The organism is Bacillus sp. V59.32b (assembly GCF_003429085.1).
Lineage (GTDB): Bacteria > Bacillota > Bacilli > Bacillales > DSM-1321 > Peribacillus.
Genome location: NZ_QVTC01000007.1, coordinates 24,939 through 39,601 on the forward strand (window position 1 = coordinate 24,939; position 14,663 = coordinate 39,601).

The 14,663-nt window shown below is 38.2% G+C and carries 19 protein-coding genes and 1 pseudogene; 17 read left to right on the forward strand and 3 right to left on the reverse strand.

What is annotated here, in order from left to right; translation table 11 throughout:
• Nucleotides 1-17 precede the first annotated feature (17 nt).
• The 17 genes and pseudogenes from D0463_RS01720 to D0463_RS01795 all read left to right on the forward strand — a co-directional run bounded on the left by D0463_RS01720 (nt 18) and on the right by D0463_RS01795 (nt 12,628).
• On the forward strand, nt 18-1,358 hold the full coding sequence (locus D0463_RS01720) for an aspartate aminotransferase family protein (protein WP_117304405.1): 1,341 nt from the start codon (nt 18-20) through the stop codon (nt 1,356-1,358).
• 139 nt (nt 1,359-1,497) lie between these two features.
• Entirely contained in the window at nt 1,498-1,824 is a 327-nt protein-coding gene (locus D0463_RS19740; RefSeq protein WP_254052688.1) for a hypothetical protein, read from the forward strand.
• 185 nt (nt 1,825-2,009) lie between these two features.
• Nucleotides 2,010-2,207: an SRPBCC domain-containing protein gene (locus D0463_RS19745; protein WP_254052695.1), complete on the forward strand. Its 198-nt coding sequence runs from the start codon at nt 2,010-2,012 to the stop codon at nt 2,205-2,207.
• Nucleotides 2,188-2,560 (forward strand): annotated as a pseudogene (locus D0463_RS01730) (cytochrome c biogenesis ResB family protein); the annotation flags it as partial. The gene D0463_RS19745 and the pseudogene D0463_RS01730, both read left to right, overlap by 20 nt.
• Nucleotides 2,561-2,572: 12 nt before the next feature.
• Complete coding sequence (gene ccsB, locus D0463_RS01735; protein WP_117304409.1) at nt 2,573-3,751, forward strand: c-type cytochrome biogenesis protein CcsB; 1,179 nt, start codon at nt 2,573-2,575, stop codon at nt 3,749-3,751.
• Nucleotides 3,752-4,385: 634 nt separating this feature from the next.
• Complete coding sequence (gene cypC / locus D0463_RS01740) at nt 4,386-5,645, forward strand: CYP152 family fatty-acid peroxygenase CypC (RefSeq protein ID WP_117304411.1); 1,260 nt, start codon at nt 4,386-4,388, stop codon at nt 5,643-5,645.
• Between the two features lie 156 nt (nt 5,646-5,801).
• Entirely contained in the window at nt 5,802-6,917 is a 1,116-nt protein-coding gene (locus tag D0463_RS01745) for an MBL fold metallo-hydrolase (protein WP_117304413.1), read from the forward strand.
• 119 nt (nt 6,918-7,036) lie between these two features.
• Nucleotides 7,037-7,408, forward strand: a complete 372-nt coding sequence (locus D0463_RS01750; RefSeq protein WP_174234275.1) for a sulfurtransferase — start codon at nt 7,037-7,039, stop codon at nt 7,406-7,408.
• Nucleotides 7,395-7,655 (forward strand): metal-sensitive transcriptional regulator, encoded by a 261-nt coding sequence (locus D0463_RS01755; protein WP_094768444.1) that lies wholly within the window; start codon nt 7,395-7,397, stop codon nt 7,653-7,655. The genes D0463_RS01750 and D0463_RS01755 overlap by 14 nt, the downstream gene beginning before the upstream one ends.
• 232 nt (nt 7,656-7,887) lie before the next feature.
• Nucleotides 7,888-8,370: a DsrE/DsrF/DrsH-like family protein gene (locus tag D0463_RS01760; protein WP_117304415.1), complete on the forward strand. Its 483-nt coding sequence runs from the start codon at nt 7,888-7,890 to the stop codon at nt 8,368-8,370.
• Nucleotides 8,371-8,419: 49 nt separating this feature from the next.
• Nucleotides 8,420-8,794, forward strand: a complete 375-nt coding sequence (locus tag D0463_RS01765) for a rhodanese-like domain-containing protein (RefSeq protein WP_117304417.1) — start codon at nt 8,420-8,422, stop codon at nt 8,792-8,794.
• Between the two features lie 17 nt (nt 8,795-8,811).
• Nucleotides 8,812-9,108: a rhodanese-like domain-containing protein gene (locus D0463_RS01770; protein WP_117304419.1), complete on the forward strand. Its 297-nt coding sequence runs from the start codon at nt 8,812-8,814 to the stop codon at nt 9,106-9,108.
• A 52-nt stretch (nt 9,109-9,160) separates the two neighbouring features.
• Nucleotides 9,161-9,736 carry a sulfurtransferase TusA family protein gene (locus D0463_RS01775; RefSeq protein ID WP_117304421.1) on the forward strand — a complete coding sequence of 192 codons (576 nt, stop codon included), beginning with the start codon at nt 9,161-9,163 and terminating at the stop codon, nt 9,734-9,736.
• A 206-nt stretch (nt 9,737-9,942) separates the two neighbouring features.
• A complete protein-coding gene (locus D0463_RS01780) occupies nt 9,943-10,335 on the forward strand; it encodes a DsrE/DsrF/DrsH-like family protein (RefSeq protein WP_117304423.1) in 393 nt (130 codons plus the stop codon).
• A 47-nt stretch (nt 10,336-10,382) separates the two neighbouring features.
• Complete coding sequence (locus D0463_RS01785) at nt 10,383-11,510, forward strand: MBL fold metallo-hydrolase (RefSeq protein WP_117304425.1); 1,128 nt, start codon at nt 10,383-10,385, stop codon at nt 11,508-11,510.
• Between the two features lie 58 nt (nt 11,511-11,568).
• Nucleotides 11,569-11,796 carry a sulfurtransferase TusA family protein gene (locus tag D0463_RS01790; RefSeq protein ID WP_117304427.1) on the forward strand — a complete coding sequence of 76 codons (228 nt, stop codon included), beginning with the start codon at nt 11,569-11,571 and terminating at the stop codon, nt 11,794-11,796.
• Between the two features lie 55 nt (nt 11,797-11,851).
• Nucleotides 11,852-12,628 carry a sulfite exporter TauE/SafE family protein gene (locus tag D0463_RS01795; RefSeq protein WP_117304429.1) on the forward strand — a complete coding sequence of 259 codons (777 nt, stop codon included), beginning with the start codon at nt 11,852-11,854 and terminating at the stop codon, nt 12,626-12,628.
• A gap of 117 nt (nt 12,629-12,745) precedes the next feature.
• Here the strand turns inward: D0463_RS01795 and D0463_RS01805 are convergent, their stop codons facing one another.
• The 3 genes from D0463_RS01805 to resA all read right to left on the reverse strand — a co-directional run bounded on the left by D0463_RS01805 (nt 12,746) and on the right by resA (nt 14,652).
• On the reverse strand, nt 12,746-13,201 hold the full coding sequence (locus D0463_RS01805) for a PCYCGC motif-containing (lipo)protein (RefSeq protein ID WP_301950620.1): 456 nt from the start codon (nt 13,199-13,201) through the stop codon (nt 12,746-12,748).
• Between the two features lie 170 nt (nt 13,202-13,371).
• Nucleotides 13,372-14,082 carry a cytochrome c biogenesis CcdA family protein gene (locus D0463_RS01810; RefSeq protein WP_117304433.1) on the reverse strand — a complete coding sequence of 237 codons (711 nt, stop codon included), beginning with the start codon at nt 14,080-14,082 and terminating at the stop codon, nt 13,372-13,374.
• Between the two features lie 45 nt (nt 14,083-14,127).
• Nucleotides 14,128-14,652, reverse strand: coding sequence for a thiol-disulfide oxidoreductase ResA (resA, locus tag D0463_RS01815; protein ID WP_117304435.1), 525 nt, complete (start codon nt 14,650-14,652; stop codon nt 14,128-14,130).
• Nucleotides 14,653-14,663 lie beyond the last annotated feature (11 nt).

Consider the following 14,663-nt stretch of genomic DNA (forward strand, 5'->3'; position numbering starts at 1 on the left):
GATTTGGAGTTGATGTCATGCACAACCTGGAAAATACGCTCTCGCTGCAAGAAGCGGATGAAAAGTATCTCTGGCACTCCATGAAAGGTTCTGCACCCGGACAAACGAATATGGTCATTATAAAAGGTGACGGGGCCTGGGTTACGGACCATGACGGCAACCGTTATCTTGATGCGATGTCCGGTTTATGGTGTGTCAATGTCGGCTACGGGAGAAAGGAGCTTGCCGAAGCTGCGTATAAGCAGCTGCAGGAGTTAGCCTATGTTCCATTGACCCAAAGCCATATTCCGGCGATAAAGCTTGCTGAAAAATTAAATGAGTGGCTGGGCGATGAATATGTCATCTTCTTTTCGAACAGTGGTTCGGAAGCGAATGAGGCGGCCTTTAAAATAGCCCGGCAGTACCATCAGCAGACAGGCGGGCACAATCGGCATAAATTCATCTCGAGATATCGCTCTTATCACGGGAATACGATGGGCGCCCTGGCCGCGACAGGGCAGGCTCAACGAAAATATAAATACGAACCGCTCAGTCAGGGATTTCTGCATGTGGCGCCGCCGGATACATACAGAAATCCGGATGACGCAGCAACCTTGGCATCGGCGGAGGAAATCGATCGGGTAATGACCTGGGAATTAAGCGAGACCATCGCCGGTGTCATCATGGAACCGATTATTACAGGCGGCGGGATTTTAATGCCACCACAAGGATATATGGCGAAAGTGAAGGAAATATGTGAAAAACACGGAGCGCTGCTGATCTGTGATGAGGTCATCTGCGGATTCGGACGGACCGGAAAACCGTTCGGATTTATGAACTATGACGTAAAGCCGGATATTATTACGATGGCCAAAGGCATTACTAGTGCCTATCTCCCTTTATCGGCAACTGCCGTAAAAAGGGAAATCTATGAAGCCTACGCTGGCGATGACACGTATGACCGCTTCCGCCATGTGAATACGTTCGGTGGAAATCCGGCGGCATGCGCCCTTGCCTTAAAGAATCTGGAAATATTCGAAACTGAGAATCTCATAGATCGTTCAAGAGACCTAGGAGAATGGCTGCTCGCTAAACTACAGGAACTGAAGGATCATCCGCATGTCGGAGAGGTGCGTGGAAAAGGTCTGCTTATCGGAATTGAATTAGTAAAAGACAAGGGTTCAAAAGAACCGTTGGAAATTGAGAAGGTAAATTTGATCATCAATTCCTGTAAAGAAAAAGGGCTGATTATCGGGAAGAATGGAGATACGGTAGCAGGATACAATAATGTCCTGACGCTTGCTCCACCATTAAGCATTACCGAAGATGATCTGGCATTCATTGTGAAAACAGTAAAGGAATGCTTCGTGCAGGTATAATAAGCTACTTAAAGATGAGGAGAGATACCTCATCTTTTTTGATTTGAAGAGGCGCATGTCCATGTTTTACAAAAAATGAAGGAAATATTTATTCTCGAATAGAAGCAGTAATAGAGACGGGATAAAAGGAGGACGGACCATGTTATCTTTGGATGAAAAAAGATCAATCTTACATTCTTTTCATGAACTGAGGGAAAAAGAAGATCAATACGGCCGATTTTTCTACTATTATGATGCTTCTCCTGTCAGGAAGAAACTGATCGCCTATGAATTCAGCCATACTGGAAACGGCTATGTATATGGCCAACTGCTCCCTGAGTATAAAAATCTGTTATATAAAGACGGCAGTGTATGTGTGAAAGACTACACTTCTGAAGAATTAAAAGAGATTGTAAGAAAATCAATATTATCGTTACAAAAGCTTAGCGGAAAGACTGTCGGTCAGACTGCTTCAGCTGTTTTTTAAGCCGGGGTCCACGGTACATTCCCGATTTCAAAGGAAGAGCAATGACATTGATGACTGCCCCTGATGGCTTAAGCCTAAGGCTTGGAGACCTGGCTTCATTCAATCCGGATGTCGGTTACAAGTATAAATCGAAAGAAGGCATATCTGGTGAATTACGCGTTGTCAATCCATTCCACCTTCTTCGAATGACATGGCAGAAAAAAGAATGGCAAAAGCCTTCGATCCTGCAAATTCGATTTATATCCAGCAACGAGACCAAGACAACCATCAGTTTTCACCATGAAAAATTGGCTGACGTTTATGTACCGGAAGAAATGAAGTGTCATTGGGAGGAAGTTTTGGAAAAGATAAAGGGAACATTAACATGCACCGGACCGGCCTAAAGGAGAAGTAAGCTTCGGCAATTCAACAAACATTAGAGCCATTGGGTAGCACGAAATATAAAATGAAGTTTGTTGCAGCTGAAACATTGAATGTAACTGGGTTGACGGTACGTAAGGACTTTACATTGTGGATACTCGGACTTGATGGTGCAATCTTTATGATCGGTGTTATACAGGGGATGTATTGGAACCATCGACGAGTTTGGGTTCAACGTGTGGGTCGTGACCTTTGGATTGCCGGGCATACGAATAAAAATTGGTACGGATTTAAACAAGAATTAAATTTTGTGTTAAAAGGGACCACCTTCTCCGATCCTGAAGATCAGATACATAAGGAGAAAGTAGCGAACTAATGGAGGACTAAAATGGATTTTGCGAGTTTAAGCAGCAATTTATTATATATCGCCTTTATATTATACCTTGTTGCTACTTTGTTCTTTGGCGGTGCAATCCGTGTAAAGGGAAGCTTAACTATTATCAACCGTTGGGCAAAAATAGGGTTCATAATAACAATAGTTGGTTTTATTACTCAAGTTGGGTATTTTATTACTAGATGGATTGCTGCTGGTCATGCGCCCGTAAGTAATTTATTTGAGTTTATCGCCTTCTTTGGCATGGTGCTAGTCGGTGCGTTCATCATCATTTATTCAATGTATAAAGTTAGTATACTGGGATTGTTTACACTTCCAGTTGCAAGTCTCATTATCGCATATGGAAGCATGTTTCCTAGAGATATTTCACCCCTTATTCCAGCTCTGCAAAGCGATTGGCTTTATATTCACGTTACGACAGCTGCTCTTGGCGAAGCCATTCTGGCTATAAGCTTTGTAGCAGGTCTTATTTATCTTATAAAAGTGACTGACCAGACGAAGGCAGGAAAGAAAACGTTTTGGTTAGAGTTTGTCTTATTCTGCTTGATAAGTGTAATGGGATTCGTTTTCGCTACAACTTCATTTAATCTATTGGATTATGAAGCGAAGTTCTCATGGTTGGATAAGGATGGTCAACGAGTGGAAGAAACATTTCATATGCCAGCCTTAGTTGGCCCGCATAAAGGGGAATTGAAAACGGAGGGACAATTTAATCCAATGTTGGATGTTCCCGCAATTATTAATGCAAAGAAATTAAATACCCTAGTATGGTCATTAATTAGTGGATTCTTCTTATATGGTGCAGTCCGACTTATTTTGCGAAAACGCTTAGGTGCTGCCTTAAAACCATTGATGAATAATGTGAAACCTGAACTCTTAGATGAAATCGGTTATCGTTCTGTGACAATTGGCTTTCCAGTTTTTACATTAGGCGCTCTAATATTTGCGATGATCTGGGCGCAGGTAGCGTGGACAAGATTTTGGGGATGGGATCCTAAAGAAGTATGGGCGCTCATTACTTGGTTGTTTTATGCAGCATTTTTACATTTGCGTTTATCTAAGGGGTGGCATGGTGAGAGATCTGCATGGCTTGCGGTAGTTGGTTTTGCCATCATTATGTTTAATCTAGTGGCAGTAAATCTAGTTATTGCTGGTTTACATTCTTACGCATAACAAGTAAGCGATATTTTTGTGTCTTTCTTTTAATAAGATTCTGTTTTTTGTTAGAAAGAACTAATTTAGTATTACTAGCATACCTTTGGTATGCTTTTTATTTTGTATTGCGATTTTGTAAAAGATTCTACCCCTTGAAAAATCCGCTATTGATTAATTATGTAGTTGAGATTTTATCTTTTTGTTAATGGCTTCGGTCTTAATCCCTTCTTTGTAATGCCTTTTTGTTTACGCTATTTGTGTATTATGGGCCATGATTTCCTGCTGATTTTTAAATGTAGATGTTACAAGTGAGGTTCCGAATGTTTAAGTCGATTTGCATTAATATAGGATGATATTTAAGTTAATAAAAATATTAATGTTAGTTAATGAAAAAGGTTTCCTCAATATGAATTACCCAATGCAAAACTAGTCATACTATGACAAGAGAATATTCTAACTTTCGTTTTAATGACTTTTTGCTAGGGTAAGTTAAGAATATAAAAATAAAAACAATGGAGGATAAAATAATTTTTGAGTTTGAATTTCACAAGTTCGGCAAGAAACACACGTAACTTACGTTTTTCCGATACTTCGATTGACGAAAAAAATACATAGCTATACGGAAATCTTATTAAAGGAGATTGTAAATTTTATGAAGTTGAAAGGACAAATCCCCGTTGATAAAAGCTTAGATAGTAGTCTTGCTCTCTTGTTTGAAGGATATATGTTTATTCAAAATAGATGTCGCCGTTACCAGTCAGACATTTTTCAAACACGTTTGTTAGGTGAGAAGGTCATTTGCATGAGTGGTGAGGAAGCTGGAAAGGTTTTTTATGATACCGAACGGTTTCATCGTAAGGGGGCAGCTCCTAAAAGAGTACAAAAGACATTGTTTGGAGAAAATGCAATACAAGCAATGGATGGTGATGCACATAAGCACAGGAAACTTCTGTTTATGTCGCTAATGACACCTGAGAAGCTGAAATTGCTTTCTAATCTTACTTCAGAGCAATGGCAGGCTAGAATGAATAAATGGGGAAATATGAATAAAGTGGTACTATTCGATGAATCGCAGGAAATATTGTGCCGGGTAGCCTGCCAGTGGGCCGGGGTTCCGTTGCAGGAAGAAGAAGTAAAGCATAGGGCAACCGACTTCGGTGCGATGGTAGATGCATTTGGAGCTGTGGGACCAAGACACTGGCAGGGGAAAAGAGCGCGTTCAAGAGCAGAAAAGTGGATTACTGAGATCATTGAAAAAGTCCGGTCCGGTGAGTTAAATTCACCTGAAGGTACAGCATTGTATGCTATGGCATGGCACCGTGAACTTGACGATAAACCTCTTGATACACAAATGGCTGCGGTGGAATTGATTAATGTATTAAGACCAATCGTTGCTATTGCTACATACATTACTTTTGGGGCATTAGCTTTGTATGAATATCCGGAATGCCGGAAGAAATTGCAATCCGATAAAGGGGATTATATTGAAATGTTTGTACAGGAAATACGCCGATATTACCCTTTTGGCCCGTTTTTAGGTGCAAGAGTGCGTAGTGACTTTATTTGGAAAGGATACAACTTCAATAAAGGAGATCTGGTACTACTTGATGTTTATGGAACCAATCACGATACACGCCTATGGGAAAGGCCAAATGAATTCTGGCCGGAGCGATTCAGTGAATGGAATGGTAGTCTATTTGATTTTATACCCCAAGGGGGTGGCGACCACTTTAAAGGACATCGATGTCCCGGTGAATGGATTACAATTGAGGCCATGAAGGCGAGCATGGATTTTCTGACGAACCATATACATTATGAAGTGGCCGACGGTCAAGATTTGAGCATTAGCTTAGTGAGAATGCCAACCCTGCCTAAAAGCAGATTTGAAATAACCAAGGTTAGATTAGCTTAACATTTCATATGACCAGACCATCCCTTGTTTAAGTAAATAGAGAGACAATTAATTTTACTTGCTTTTTAATTCACTTAATACACGCCATGTTCTTGAAATTGATCATTTTATAGTAACTCAAGATAATTTTTATTTCGCAAGCAGGAGGGGCACCCAATGACGTTTAAAACGATTTCTGTAAAAGATATTGCCCAAAAGGTAATAAACAATGAAGAAATTTTTATTATAGATGTAAGAAATACAGGCGATTTTGATGAATGGAAAATTGAAGGCAGGAACACAACAGTGATCAATGCACCTTTAAATGATGGAGTAGATTCCGTTATTAGTAAACTCCCTGCAAACAAACCAATTTATACTGTTTGTGCTAGGGGCAATTCATCAAAAAAGGCGGCTGAAGAGTTAGTAAAAGCAGGGGTTAAAGACGTTTATTCGATTGAAGGTGGAATGAGAGCATGGAGTGAATATCTTCAGCCAATAAAGATTGGTGGTCTTAAAAGTGGCTGTACAGTCTATCAGTTTGTCCGTTTAGGAAAAGGATGTTTATCGTACATAATCGAATCAAATAGAGAAGGCATCATTATTGATCCTAATCGTATGACTGGAACGTACGAACAGTTTTGTAAAGATAATAATATTACAATTAAGAGTGTTATTGATACACATCTTCATGCTGATCACATATCTGGAGGCTTAAAACTTGCTGAGAAGTTAGGAGCGACTTATTACCTTCCACCAAAGGATGCTGACGGCGTTACATTTGAATATGTTCCAATTGAAGACGGGAACGAAATAAAAGTAGGCAATATTACTATTCAGGCTATTTATTCACCGGGACATACAATTGGGAGTACTTCTTTTGTGATTGGCAATCAATATTTATTGACAGGAGATATTTTATTTATTGATTCCATTGGTCGTCCAGATTTAGCTGGAGAGGCAGAAGATTGGGTCAAGGATTTGAGAGAAACTCTGTATCATCGGTATAAGAAGCTAACAGAAGAATTGATAGTCTTACCATCACACTTTATGGGTGTAAAAGAAATGAATGATGATGGAAGTATTTCAAAGGAACTCGGTGTTTTATATGAGAAAAATCATGGTTTGAATATACAAAGTGGTGAGGAATTCATCAAAACCGTAACTGAAAATTTACCTCCCCAACCCAATTCTTATGAGGAAATACGGCAAATGAATATGGGGAAATTCCATCCGGATGAAGAGCAAAAGAGGGAGATGGAGATTGGACCTAATCGTTGTGCAATTAGATAGTTAATATAGAGGGGAACCGCTTATGGGTTCCCTTTTATTGAATCATGTTCTTAACACACTTGACACCATACCCCTATAGGTATAATATAAGACAGTAAACAGATATAAAGGTGGTTGATATGATTCTTTTATTGCTTGTATTATCTTTACTAATAGCAATTATTATTTATAAACGCTATGTTCCCGTGAAAGATGTTCCTTGTATACAAGGTGCTTTCATGGACAAAAACACCATAACATTAGATATCAGGGATTATAATGAAGCAGGGAATGATTTAACTCAGGATTCTTTGCAGATTCCTTACGCATATTTGAGACGTTTTAATAATGAAATTCCAAATGGTAATATTCATGTAATCGCTTCTGATAGACTAGAATTGAACATGGGCTTGCGTTTCTTAATTAGAAAAGGATTTACCGTAATCAGTTATGAAATCGCTGATTTTCCTTGTAAACAGAAAGGTGGGTTAGAGCAGCATGGAGTACGATAAGAATGTAGTAAACCGTTTAAAGCGGATTGAAGGACAGATAAAAGGTGTACTAAGCATGATGGAACAGGGAAAAGATTGCAGAGAAATTGTCAATCAATTATCAGCTGCACGTAATGCAATAGATAGAACGATGGGTGTTATTGTCAGCACCAATTTAGAGCAGTGTGTTCGTGAAAATGTTGAGAAAGGCGAAGGTACTGAACATCTAGTTAAAGAAGCAGTAGAGCTATTAATAAAAAGTCGATAAGAAAAGTTCTTCAACTGGCCAATATTTGTGAGTTGACGAACTTTAACTTTTAGCATAACATATACCCATACAGGTATAAGTATATAGGGAACAGTGAATGAATGTAACTAAAGTATTCGATGGAAAAGAATGTCCCAGTGTTTGTTTCCTGAATTGAGAAACGCTAATTTTTTTTAATAAACTATATACCTATACCCGTATATGTTTAAAGAGATTAAGGAGGGAATATTACATGGCTGAACAAAAGAAAAAAACGACGATTATATTATTTAGTGGAGACTATGATAAAGCAATGGCCGCTTATATCATTGCAAACGGAGCTGCAGCCTATGATCATGAGGTTACGATTTTCCATACATTCTGGGGATTAAATGCTTTAAGAAAGGAAGAGCCATTGACCTTAAACAAGAGATTCCTTGAAAAGATGTTTGCGAAAATGATGCCTAGAGGTGCCGATAAAATGGGTCTATCCAAAATGAACTTAGCCGGAATGGGTCCTAAAATGATCAAGCAAGTAATTAAAAGGCATAATGCAATGACACTTCCTCAATTAATAGAGATGGCGCAAGAACAAGAAGTTAAACTCATTGCATGTACGATGACAATGGATTTATTGGGCTTACAGCAAGAGGAATTATTAGACGGAATTGAATATGCCGGCGTAGCTGCCTATTTAGCGGATGCACAAGAGGGAAACGTAAACTTATTCATATAAGAATAATCTAAAGATTAGACAAATAAAGAGTAAGGGGTTTAGGCATAATATGGTGGATACTTTACTAAATGTCCTAATAATCGGCACTATAGCTTGGTTCGTTTATCAGCGTTTCATGCCAGCCAGAGGGATTAAAAACATTACTACTTCTGAGTTGAAATTTGAATTAAATAGCAAGGAAAAGAAGCAGCAGTTTATTGATGTACGAACCCCTAGCGAGTTCAAGGTGAATCATATTAACGGGTTTAAAAACATTCCATTATTCGAACTTCATAAAAGGGCGAATGAACTTTCAAAAGACAAAGAGGTATTTGTGATCTGTCAAAGTGGAATGAGAAGCAGCAAGGCCAGTAAGCTTTTGAAGAAACTCGGATTTAAAAGTATAACCAATGTAAAAGGCGGTATAGGCGCTTGGCGTTTATAAAAAGGAGGTTGTTAACCATGAAAGAAATTTTGCCAACAGAAGTGGAAACATTGGTAAAGGAAAAGTCACCCATTAATATTATAGATGTGCGTGAGGTAGACGAGGTGAAAACTGCAAAGATACCAACTGCGATTCATATTCCATTAGGTTTATTAGAATTTCGCTTACAGGATTTAGATAAAACAAAAGAGTACATTACGGTATGCCGTTCCGGTGGAAGAAGTTCAAAGGCTGCAAAACTTCTTGAAAATCGTGGGTTTAAAGTAATTAATATGACCGGCGGAATGCTTGAGTATAAAGGTCCAACTGAATAATTTTTTATATCAAGAAATACCCCATATGGTATGAAAACAAGGAGGAAATAAAATGATTCAAACAAATTCCGTATTAGATGCAAAAGGTTTAGCTTGTCCAATGCCAATTGTTAAAACAAAGAAGGCAATGAACGTCTTAGAACCGGGCGAAGTAATGGAAGTGCAAGCAACTGATAAAGGATCTACTGCTGATATGAAAGCATGGGCGGAAAGTACGGGTCATCAATATTTGGGTACAATCGAAGAAGGGGCAGTACTAAAGCATTACCTTCGCAAAGCTAGTGGAGAAGAAAAAGCAGAAAAGAAGCATCCGAATGTCATTGCCAATGAAGAATTACAACAAAAAATCAAAGAAAATCAAAATTTGCTTGTACTAGATGTGCGAGAATCTGCAGAATATGCTTTTAACCACATTCCAAATGCTAAGTCCCTACCTCTTGGAGAATTAGATGAACGTTTAAGAGAATTAGATAAAGAGACTGAGATTTTTGTAGTTTGCCGTACTGGTAGCCGAAGTGATTTAGCCGCACAAAAACTAACAGCTGCAGGTTTTAAACAGGTGATTAATGTTGTGCCGGGGATGAGTGAATGGAATGGAGTTACAGAAAGGTCAGTAGAGCAAAAATGAATATAAATATTTTAGAATGGATGGTTATAAAAAATGAATAAGAAAATTGTTAATACTGAAAATAACGGCGGATGTAAATGTTCATGCTGCCATCCTAAAAAAAAAGAAAATGAATCTAAGAACTTTGCAAATTTGTAGATGTCCATTTTTAAATCATTAATAATTAGGGCAAATAACTAAACTGATACAAGTGGAGGACAATGAACATGACTAGAGTAGCTATTATCGCTAGTAACGGTGGATTATTTGATGCGTATAAAGTATTTAACATTGCAACGGCAGCAGCAGCAACTGATCAGGAGGTAGCCATTTTCTTCACATTTGAAGGATTAAACTTGATTCATAAAGAAGCGAATAAACAACTTCCGATGCCGGAAGGTAAGGAGCATTTTGCTGAAGGATTTACAAAGGCAAATGTACCTTCTATTCCAGAGTTACTTTCAATGGCACAGGAAATGGGAGTCAAGTTTATCGGATGTCAAATGACAATGGATGTTATGGGTTTAGAAAAAGAAGCTTTTATAGATGGCATTGAAGTTGGTGGAGCTGTAACATTCTTAGAATTCGCAAAAGACGCTGACGTGACATTAACATTTTAAATCTTTTAAAAAATTTTAGCTGATAAAATACTATAGGGGGTATAAAAATGTTGGTTAAGCAAATGACAGCTAAAGAAGTTGCAAAGAAAGTTATAAATAAAGAAGAATTATATATTCTCGATGTCCGTAATCAAAGTGATTTTAATGATTGGAAAATTGAAGGTGTAAATTTCGGATTCTGGAACATCCCTTATTTCGACCTACTTGATGGGGTAGAAGAAATAATAGATAAAATTCCAACTAATAAAGATGTTTTAGTCGTGTGTGCGAAGGAAGGCTCATCCATCATGGTCGCTGAAATGTTATCAGATGCTGGCATTGCGGTTTCTTACCTAAAGGGCGGGATGAAATCATGGAGTGAACATTTGGAGCCAGTAAAAGTAGGGGATTTAAAAGATGGCGGTGAAATATATCAGTTCCTACGCCTTGGTAAAGGCTGCTTGTCTTATATGGTAGCTTCTAATGGTGAGGCAGCCATTATTGATTCAACACGAATGACTGACGTTTATTTAGACTTTGCAGAAAGCATCGGCGCAAAAATCACGCATGTATTTGATACGCATTTACACGCTGATCACATCTCTGGCGGAAGAACTATTACAGAAAAAACGAATGCAACATACTGGTTACCTCCAAAAGATGCAGCGGACGTTACCTTTGCATACAAGCCATTGGAGGGTGGTAACGTTGTGACTGTCGGTAATACAACCATTACCATTGAGGCTCTTTATTCTCCGGGTCACACAATTGGATCCACTTCATTTGTAGTCGATGAAAAGTACTTACTTTCTGGAGATATCCTATTCATTGATTCAATTGGCAGACCAGATTTAGCAGGATTGGCAGAGGACTGGGTTGGAGACTTGAGAGAGACTCTATATAACCGTTACAGAGATTTATCAGAAGAGTTAATCGTTCTGCCTGCTCACTTTATGATTATTGAAGAATTGAATGAGGATGGCAGTGTGGCTGAAAATTTAGGAAAGCTTTTCTCTGAAAATCATGGATTAAATATTGCAGATGAAGCAGAGTTCAGAAAAATGGTTACAGAAAACTTACCTGCCCAGCCAAATTCCTATCAAGAAATCCGTGAAACAAATATGGGGAAGATAGCTCCTGATAAAGAAAAGCAACGTGAGATGGAAATTGGGCCAAACCGTTGTGCGGTGCGATAAAACCTACTAATTAAAAATAATTATTGGGAAGATACTACAAATATAGGAGAGATGAAAAATGAATTCAGATAAAGTGTTAGATGCAAAGGGCCTAGCTTGTCCGATGCCGATTGTTAGGACAAAGAAAGCAATTGATGACTTGCAATCTGGTCAAGTGTTAGAAATACACGCCACAGATAAAGGTGCTAAAGCAGATTTAGCTGCTTGGTCAAATTCTGGTGGGCATGAGTTGTTAGAAACAATAGAAGAAAATGGAGTAATTAAATTCTGGATTAAAAAAGGGTAATAAAAATAGGGAACCGCGAATGGTTCCCTTTTCTTTCTTTAAGGAGGCACTACACATGGACATCGCGTTTATCATTACCATTTTCTTAATTGGATTCATAGGCTCATACATCTCAGGGATGTTGGGAATAGGTGGCTCGATAATTAAATATCCAATGCTTTTATACATTCCGCCCTTATTTGGAATAGCTGCTTTTAGCGCTCATGAAGTTTCAGGAATTAGTGCAGTCCAAGTCTTTTTCGCTACAATTGGGGGAGTTTGGGCATATCGGAAAGGCGGATATTTGAATAAAACCCTAATTGGCTATATGGGTGCCAGTATTTTATTAGGCAGTTTCATCGGTGGTTTCGGTTCAAAGGTGATGACAGAGGACGGAATCAATATAGTCTATGGGGTATTGGCCTTACTAGCAGCTGTCATGATGTTTTTACCGAAAAAAGGAGTCGATGATATTCCTCTAGATCAAGTAAAGTTTAATAAATGGCTAGCAGCATCGATAGCGTTAATTGTCGGTGTAGGATCTGGTATTGTTGGGGCGGCCGGTGCATTCTTACTGGTACCGATTATGCTAGTGGTTTTAAAAATTCCAACAAGGATGACGATTGCTTCCTCATTAGCGATAACCTTTATTTCATCCATAGGTGCAACAGTTGGGAAAATTACAACGGGGCAAGTTGATTATTATCCTGCTTTAATAATGGTTATTGCTAGTTTGATTGCTTCACCTCTTGGTGCAATGACAGGGAAAAAGATGAATACAAAAATTCTTCAAATCATATTATCCGTATTAATTACGGCTACAGCAGTGAAAATTTGGTTTGATATTCTTTGATCCGAATAGTGATTTAAATCGGAACGTACTTTAAAGCAAAGAAATATTAAACTAGTGGAAAAATACCTTTATAAGTTAATCTATCAAAAAAAGCATCAGATAATGATGCTTTCTTCATTAGCCTTTTGGCATGGGTGTGGAAGGACTTCCAGTTTCTTTATATTCTTTATCAATATTATCCCTTATTTCCTTTAATGGTGTCCCTTTTTCGAACTCTGATTTAGCCTCACGGGCTATGTCTACACAGACTTGTCAGCCAAAGCCCATTGTGTCCAAGGTCACCATTTTGTTGTCTACCTTTTCAACAAAGCAGTTTGTATTGCTTGTATGGCCATCTTCTTCATAACAACCGCAATAACATGGCATATAATTTAGTACATCTGGATGCTCAACAGCAAATTGATACGCCTCTAATATGTCTGGATTGTCACTGACAGAAGTGACGGCAGACCAATCATTACTCCCAACTTTATATTGTAGAGTCGGGGGCTTCTCTGTGCGTTCACCTTTTTCAGAGGCACAGCCTATTAAGAGTATAGCTGAAGTAAGAAGGGGAAAGATTACCTTTTTCAATGTTTTTTTCCTCTTTCTATTAAATTATATTTCGAATTAAACTCATAGAATTGAATGTAATGATAACTGAAAAGAATCTTGCTAAACATTAATTTATACATTCTTTCTCATTTTCCGGTAATCATGTATTCAGACAGCCACTTTAGCTTGTCGAACTACATTTTGTTCATTTAAAAACCGGTAAATCCTCCGAAAAAATTGTTTGTCAAAAAAGAGATGATCTTTGTTAACCAGTTGAAATATAAAAATATGCCCATGAAAAGCATTATGAACCCGCCAATTTTCATCATGATCTGGGTGTGTCTTTTAATGAATGTGAGTTTATCAATGAACAAGGACATGATTACAAAGGGGACTGCGAAGCCCAAACAATAAAAGGACATATAAATTAATCCTTGGCCGGGATTAGAAATGCTAAGGGCTATTACACCTGCAAGTATTGGACCAGTACAAGGTGTCCACCCAGCGGCAAACCCCATACCTATTAGGATTGATCCAAAATACCCTGCAGGCCGGTTCTTAAATTGAAACTTTTTCTCTCCAAGAAGAAAGTCTACTTTTATTAAGCCAGTCATAATTAACCCAAAGAAGAAGATAATAATAGCTCCTAATTGCCTTAATAATTCTTTATTTTCTATGAAGAATGTCCCTACCAACGAGCTAGACCATCCCAATGCCATGAAAATGATTGAAAATCCTAGAAGAAACAATAGGGTATGTAACATTGCCGTCCTTTTAAATATCGATCTTTCCTTTTTTAAATCGTTGAGGGAAATACCCGTAATATACGAAAGAAAGGCTGGGTATAACGGTAAAGAACAAGGAGATAAAAATGACAATAATCCTGCAAAAAATGCTAAAGCAATATTTAACTCTTCCATTAAGCTTTTCCCCATCCTAACCTGTGTTTTGAGTACATCTCCGTTTCACTTAGGAACTATGGAATTTAAATGTTCCCTTACGTCACCCTGAGTCATCGCGCCAGTAATGACCTTTTGTATCTTCCCTTTTTCATCGATTAAATACGTTGTAGGGATAGGTCCTATTTTATAAACATCTGTTACTTGGCTTTTACGATCCATTAAAATGGGAAAGGTTAAATTGTGCCTTTCAACAAAACTAGAAACAACAAGGTCGCTTTCTGATATGTTTACGGCTAAAATCTCAATATTTTTATCTTTGAAATTTTGATATTCGGTCTCCATATAAGGCATTTCTTTCTCACATGGCTTGCACCATGTACCCCAGAAGTTTAAGAAAACTCCTTTTCCTTTCAAGTCTGACAGCTTCATTTCTTTGCCATCTAATGTTTCTAGAACAAAATCGGGAGCTGAAGACCCAACTTTGATTGTTGTGTCATCCTTCGTAAAATTAGCATACAACGTATACCCAACGGCTGCTAAAAGCAGTAAAAGGATTCCAGTGCGTAAAACCAACCTTTTTCTCTTCAAATTATCTCACC

Coding starts and splice junctions, on each gene's coding strand:
- D0463_RS01775 (WP_117304421.1), top strand. CDS start 9,161: ATGATTCAAACAAATTCCGTATTAGATGCAAAAGGTTTAGCTTGTCCA.
- D0463_RS19745 (WP_254052695.1), top strand. CDS start 2,010: ATGACATGGCAGAAAAAAGAATGGCAAAAGCCTTCGATCCTGCAAATT.
- D0463_RS01750 (WP_174234275.1), top strand. CDS start 7,037: ATGATTCTTTTATTGCTTGTATTATCTTTACTAATAGCAATTATTATT.
- D0463_RS01780 (WP_117304423.1), top strand. CDS start 9,943: ATGACTAGAGTAGCTATTATCGCTAGTAACGGTGGATTATTTGATGCG.
- D0463_RS01760 (WP_117304415.1), top strand. CDS start 7,888: ATGGCTGAACAAAAGAAAAAAACGACGATTATATTATTTAGTGGAGAC.
- D0463_RS01745 (WP_117304413.1), top strand. CDS start 5,802: ATGACGTTTAAAACGATTTCTGTAAAAGATATTGCCCAAAAGGTAATA.
- D0463_RS01755 (WP_094768444.1), top strand. CDS start 7,395: ATGGAGTACGATAAGAATGTAGTAAACCGTTTAAAGCGGATTGAAGGA.
- D0463_RS01765 (WP_117304417.1), top strand. CDS start 8,420: ATGGTGGATACTTTACTAAATGTCCTAATAATCGGCACTATAGCTTGG.
- cypC (WP_117304411.1), top strand. CDS start 4,386: ATGAAGTTGAAAGGACAAATCCCCGTTGATAAAAGCTTAGATAGTAGT.
- D0463_RS01785 (WP_117304425.1), top strand. CDS start 10,383: ATGTTGGTTAAGCAAATGACAGCTAAAGAAGTTGCAAAGAAAGTTATA.
- D0463_RS01790 (WP_117304427.1), top strand. CDS start 11,569: ATGAATTCAGATAAAGTGTTAGATGCAAAGGGCCTAGCTTGTCCGATG.
- ccsB (WP_117304409.1), top strand. CDS start 2,573: ATGGATTTTGCGAGTTTAAGCAGCAATTTATTATATATCGCCTTTATA.
- D0463_RS19740 (WP_254052688.1), top strand. CDS start 1,498: ATGTTATCTTTGGATGAAAAAAGATCAATCTTACATTCTTTTCATGAA.
- D0463_RS01795 (WP_117304429.1), top strand. CDS start 11,852: ATGGACATCGCGTTTATCATTACCATTTTCTTAATTGGATTCATAGGC.
- D0463_RS01810 (WP_117304433.1), bottom strand. CDS start 14,082: ATGGAAGAGTTAAATATTGCTTTAGCATTTTTTGCAGGATTATTGTCA.
- D0463_RS01770 (WP_117304419.1), top strand. CDS start 8,812: ATGAAAGAAATTTTGCCAACAGAAGTGGAAACATTGGTAAAGGAAAAG.
- D0463_RS01720 (WP_117304405.1), top strand. CDS start 18: ATGCACAACCTGGAAAATACGCTCTCGCTGCAAGAAGCGGATGAAAAG.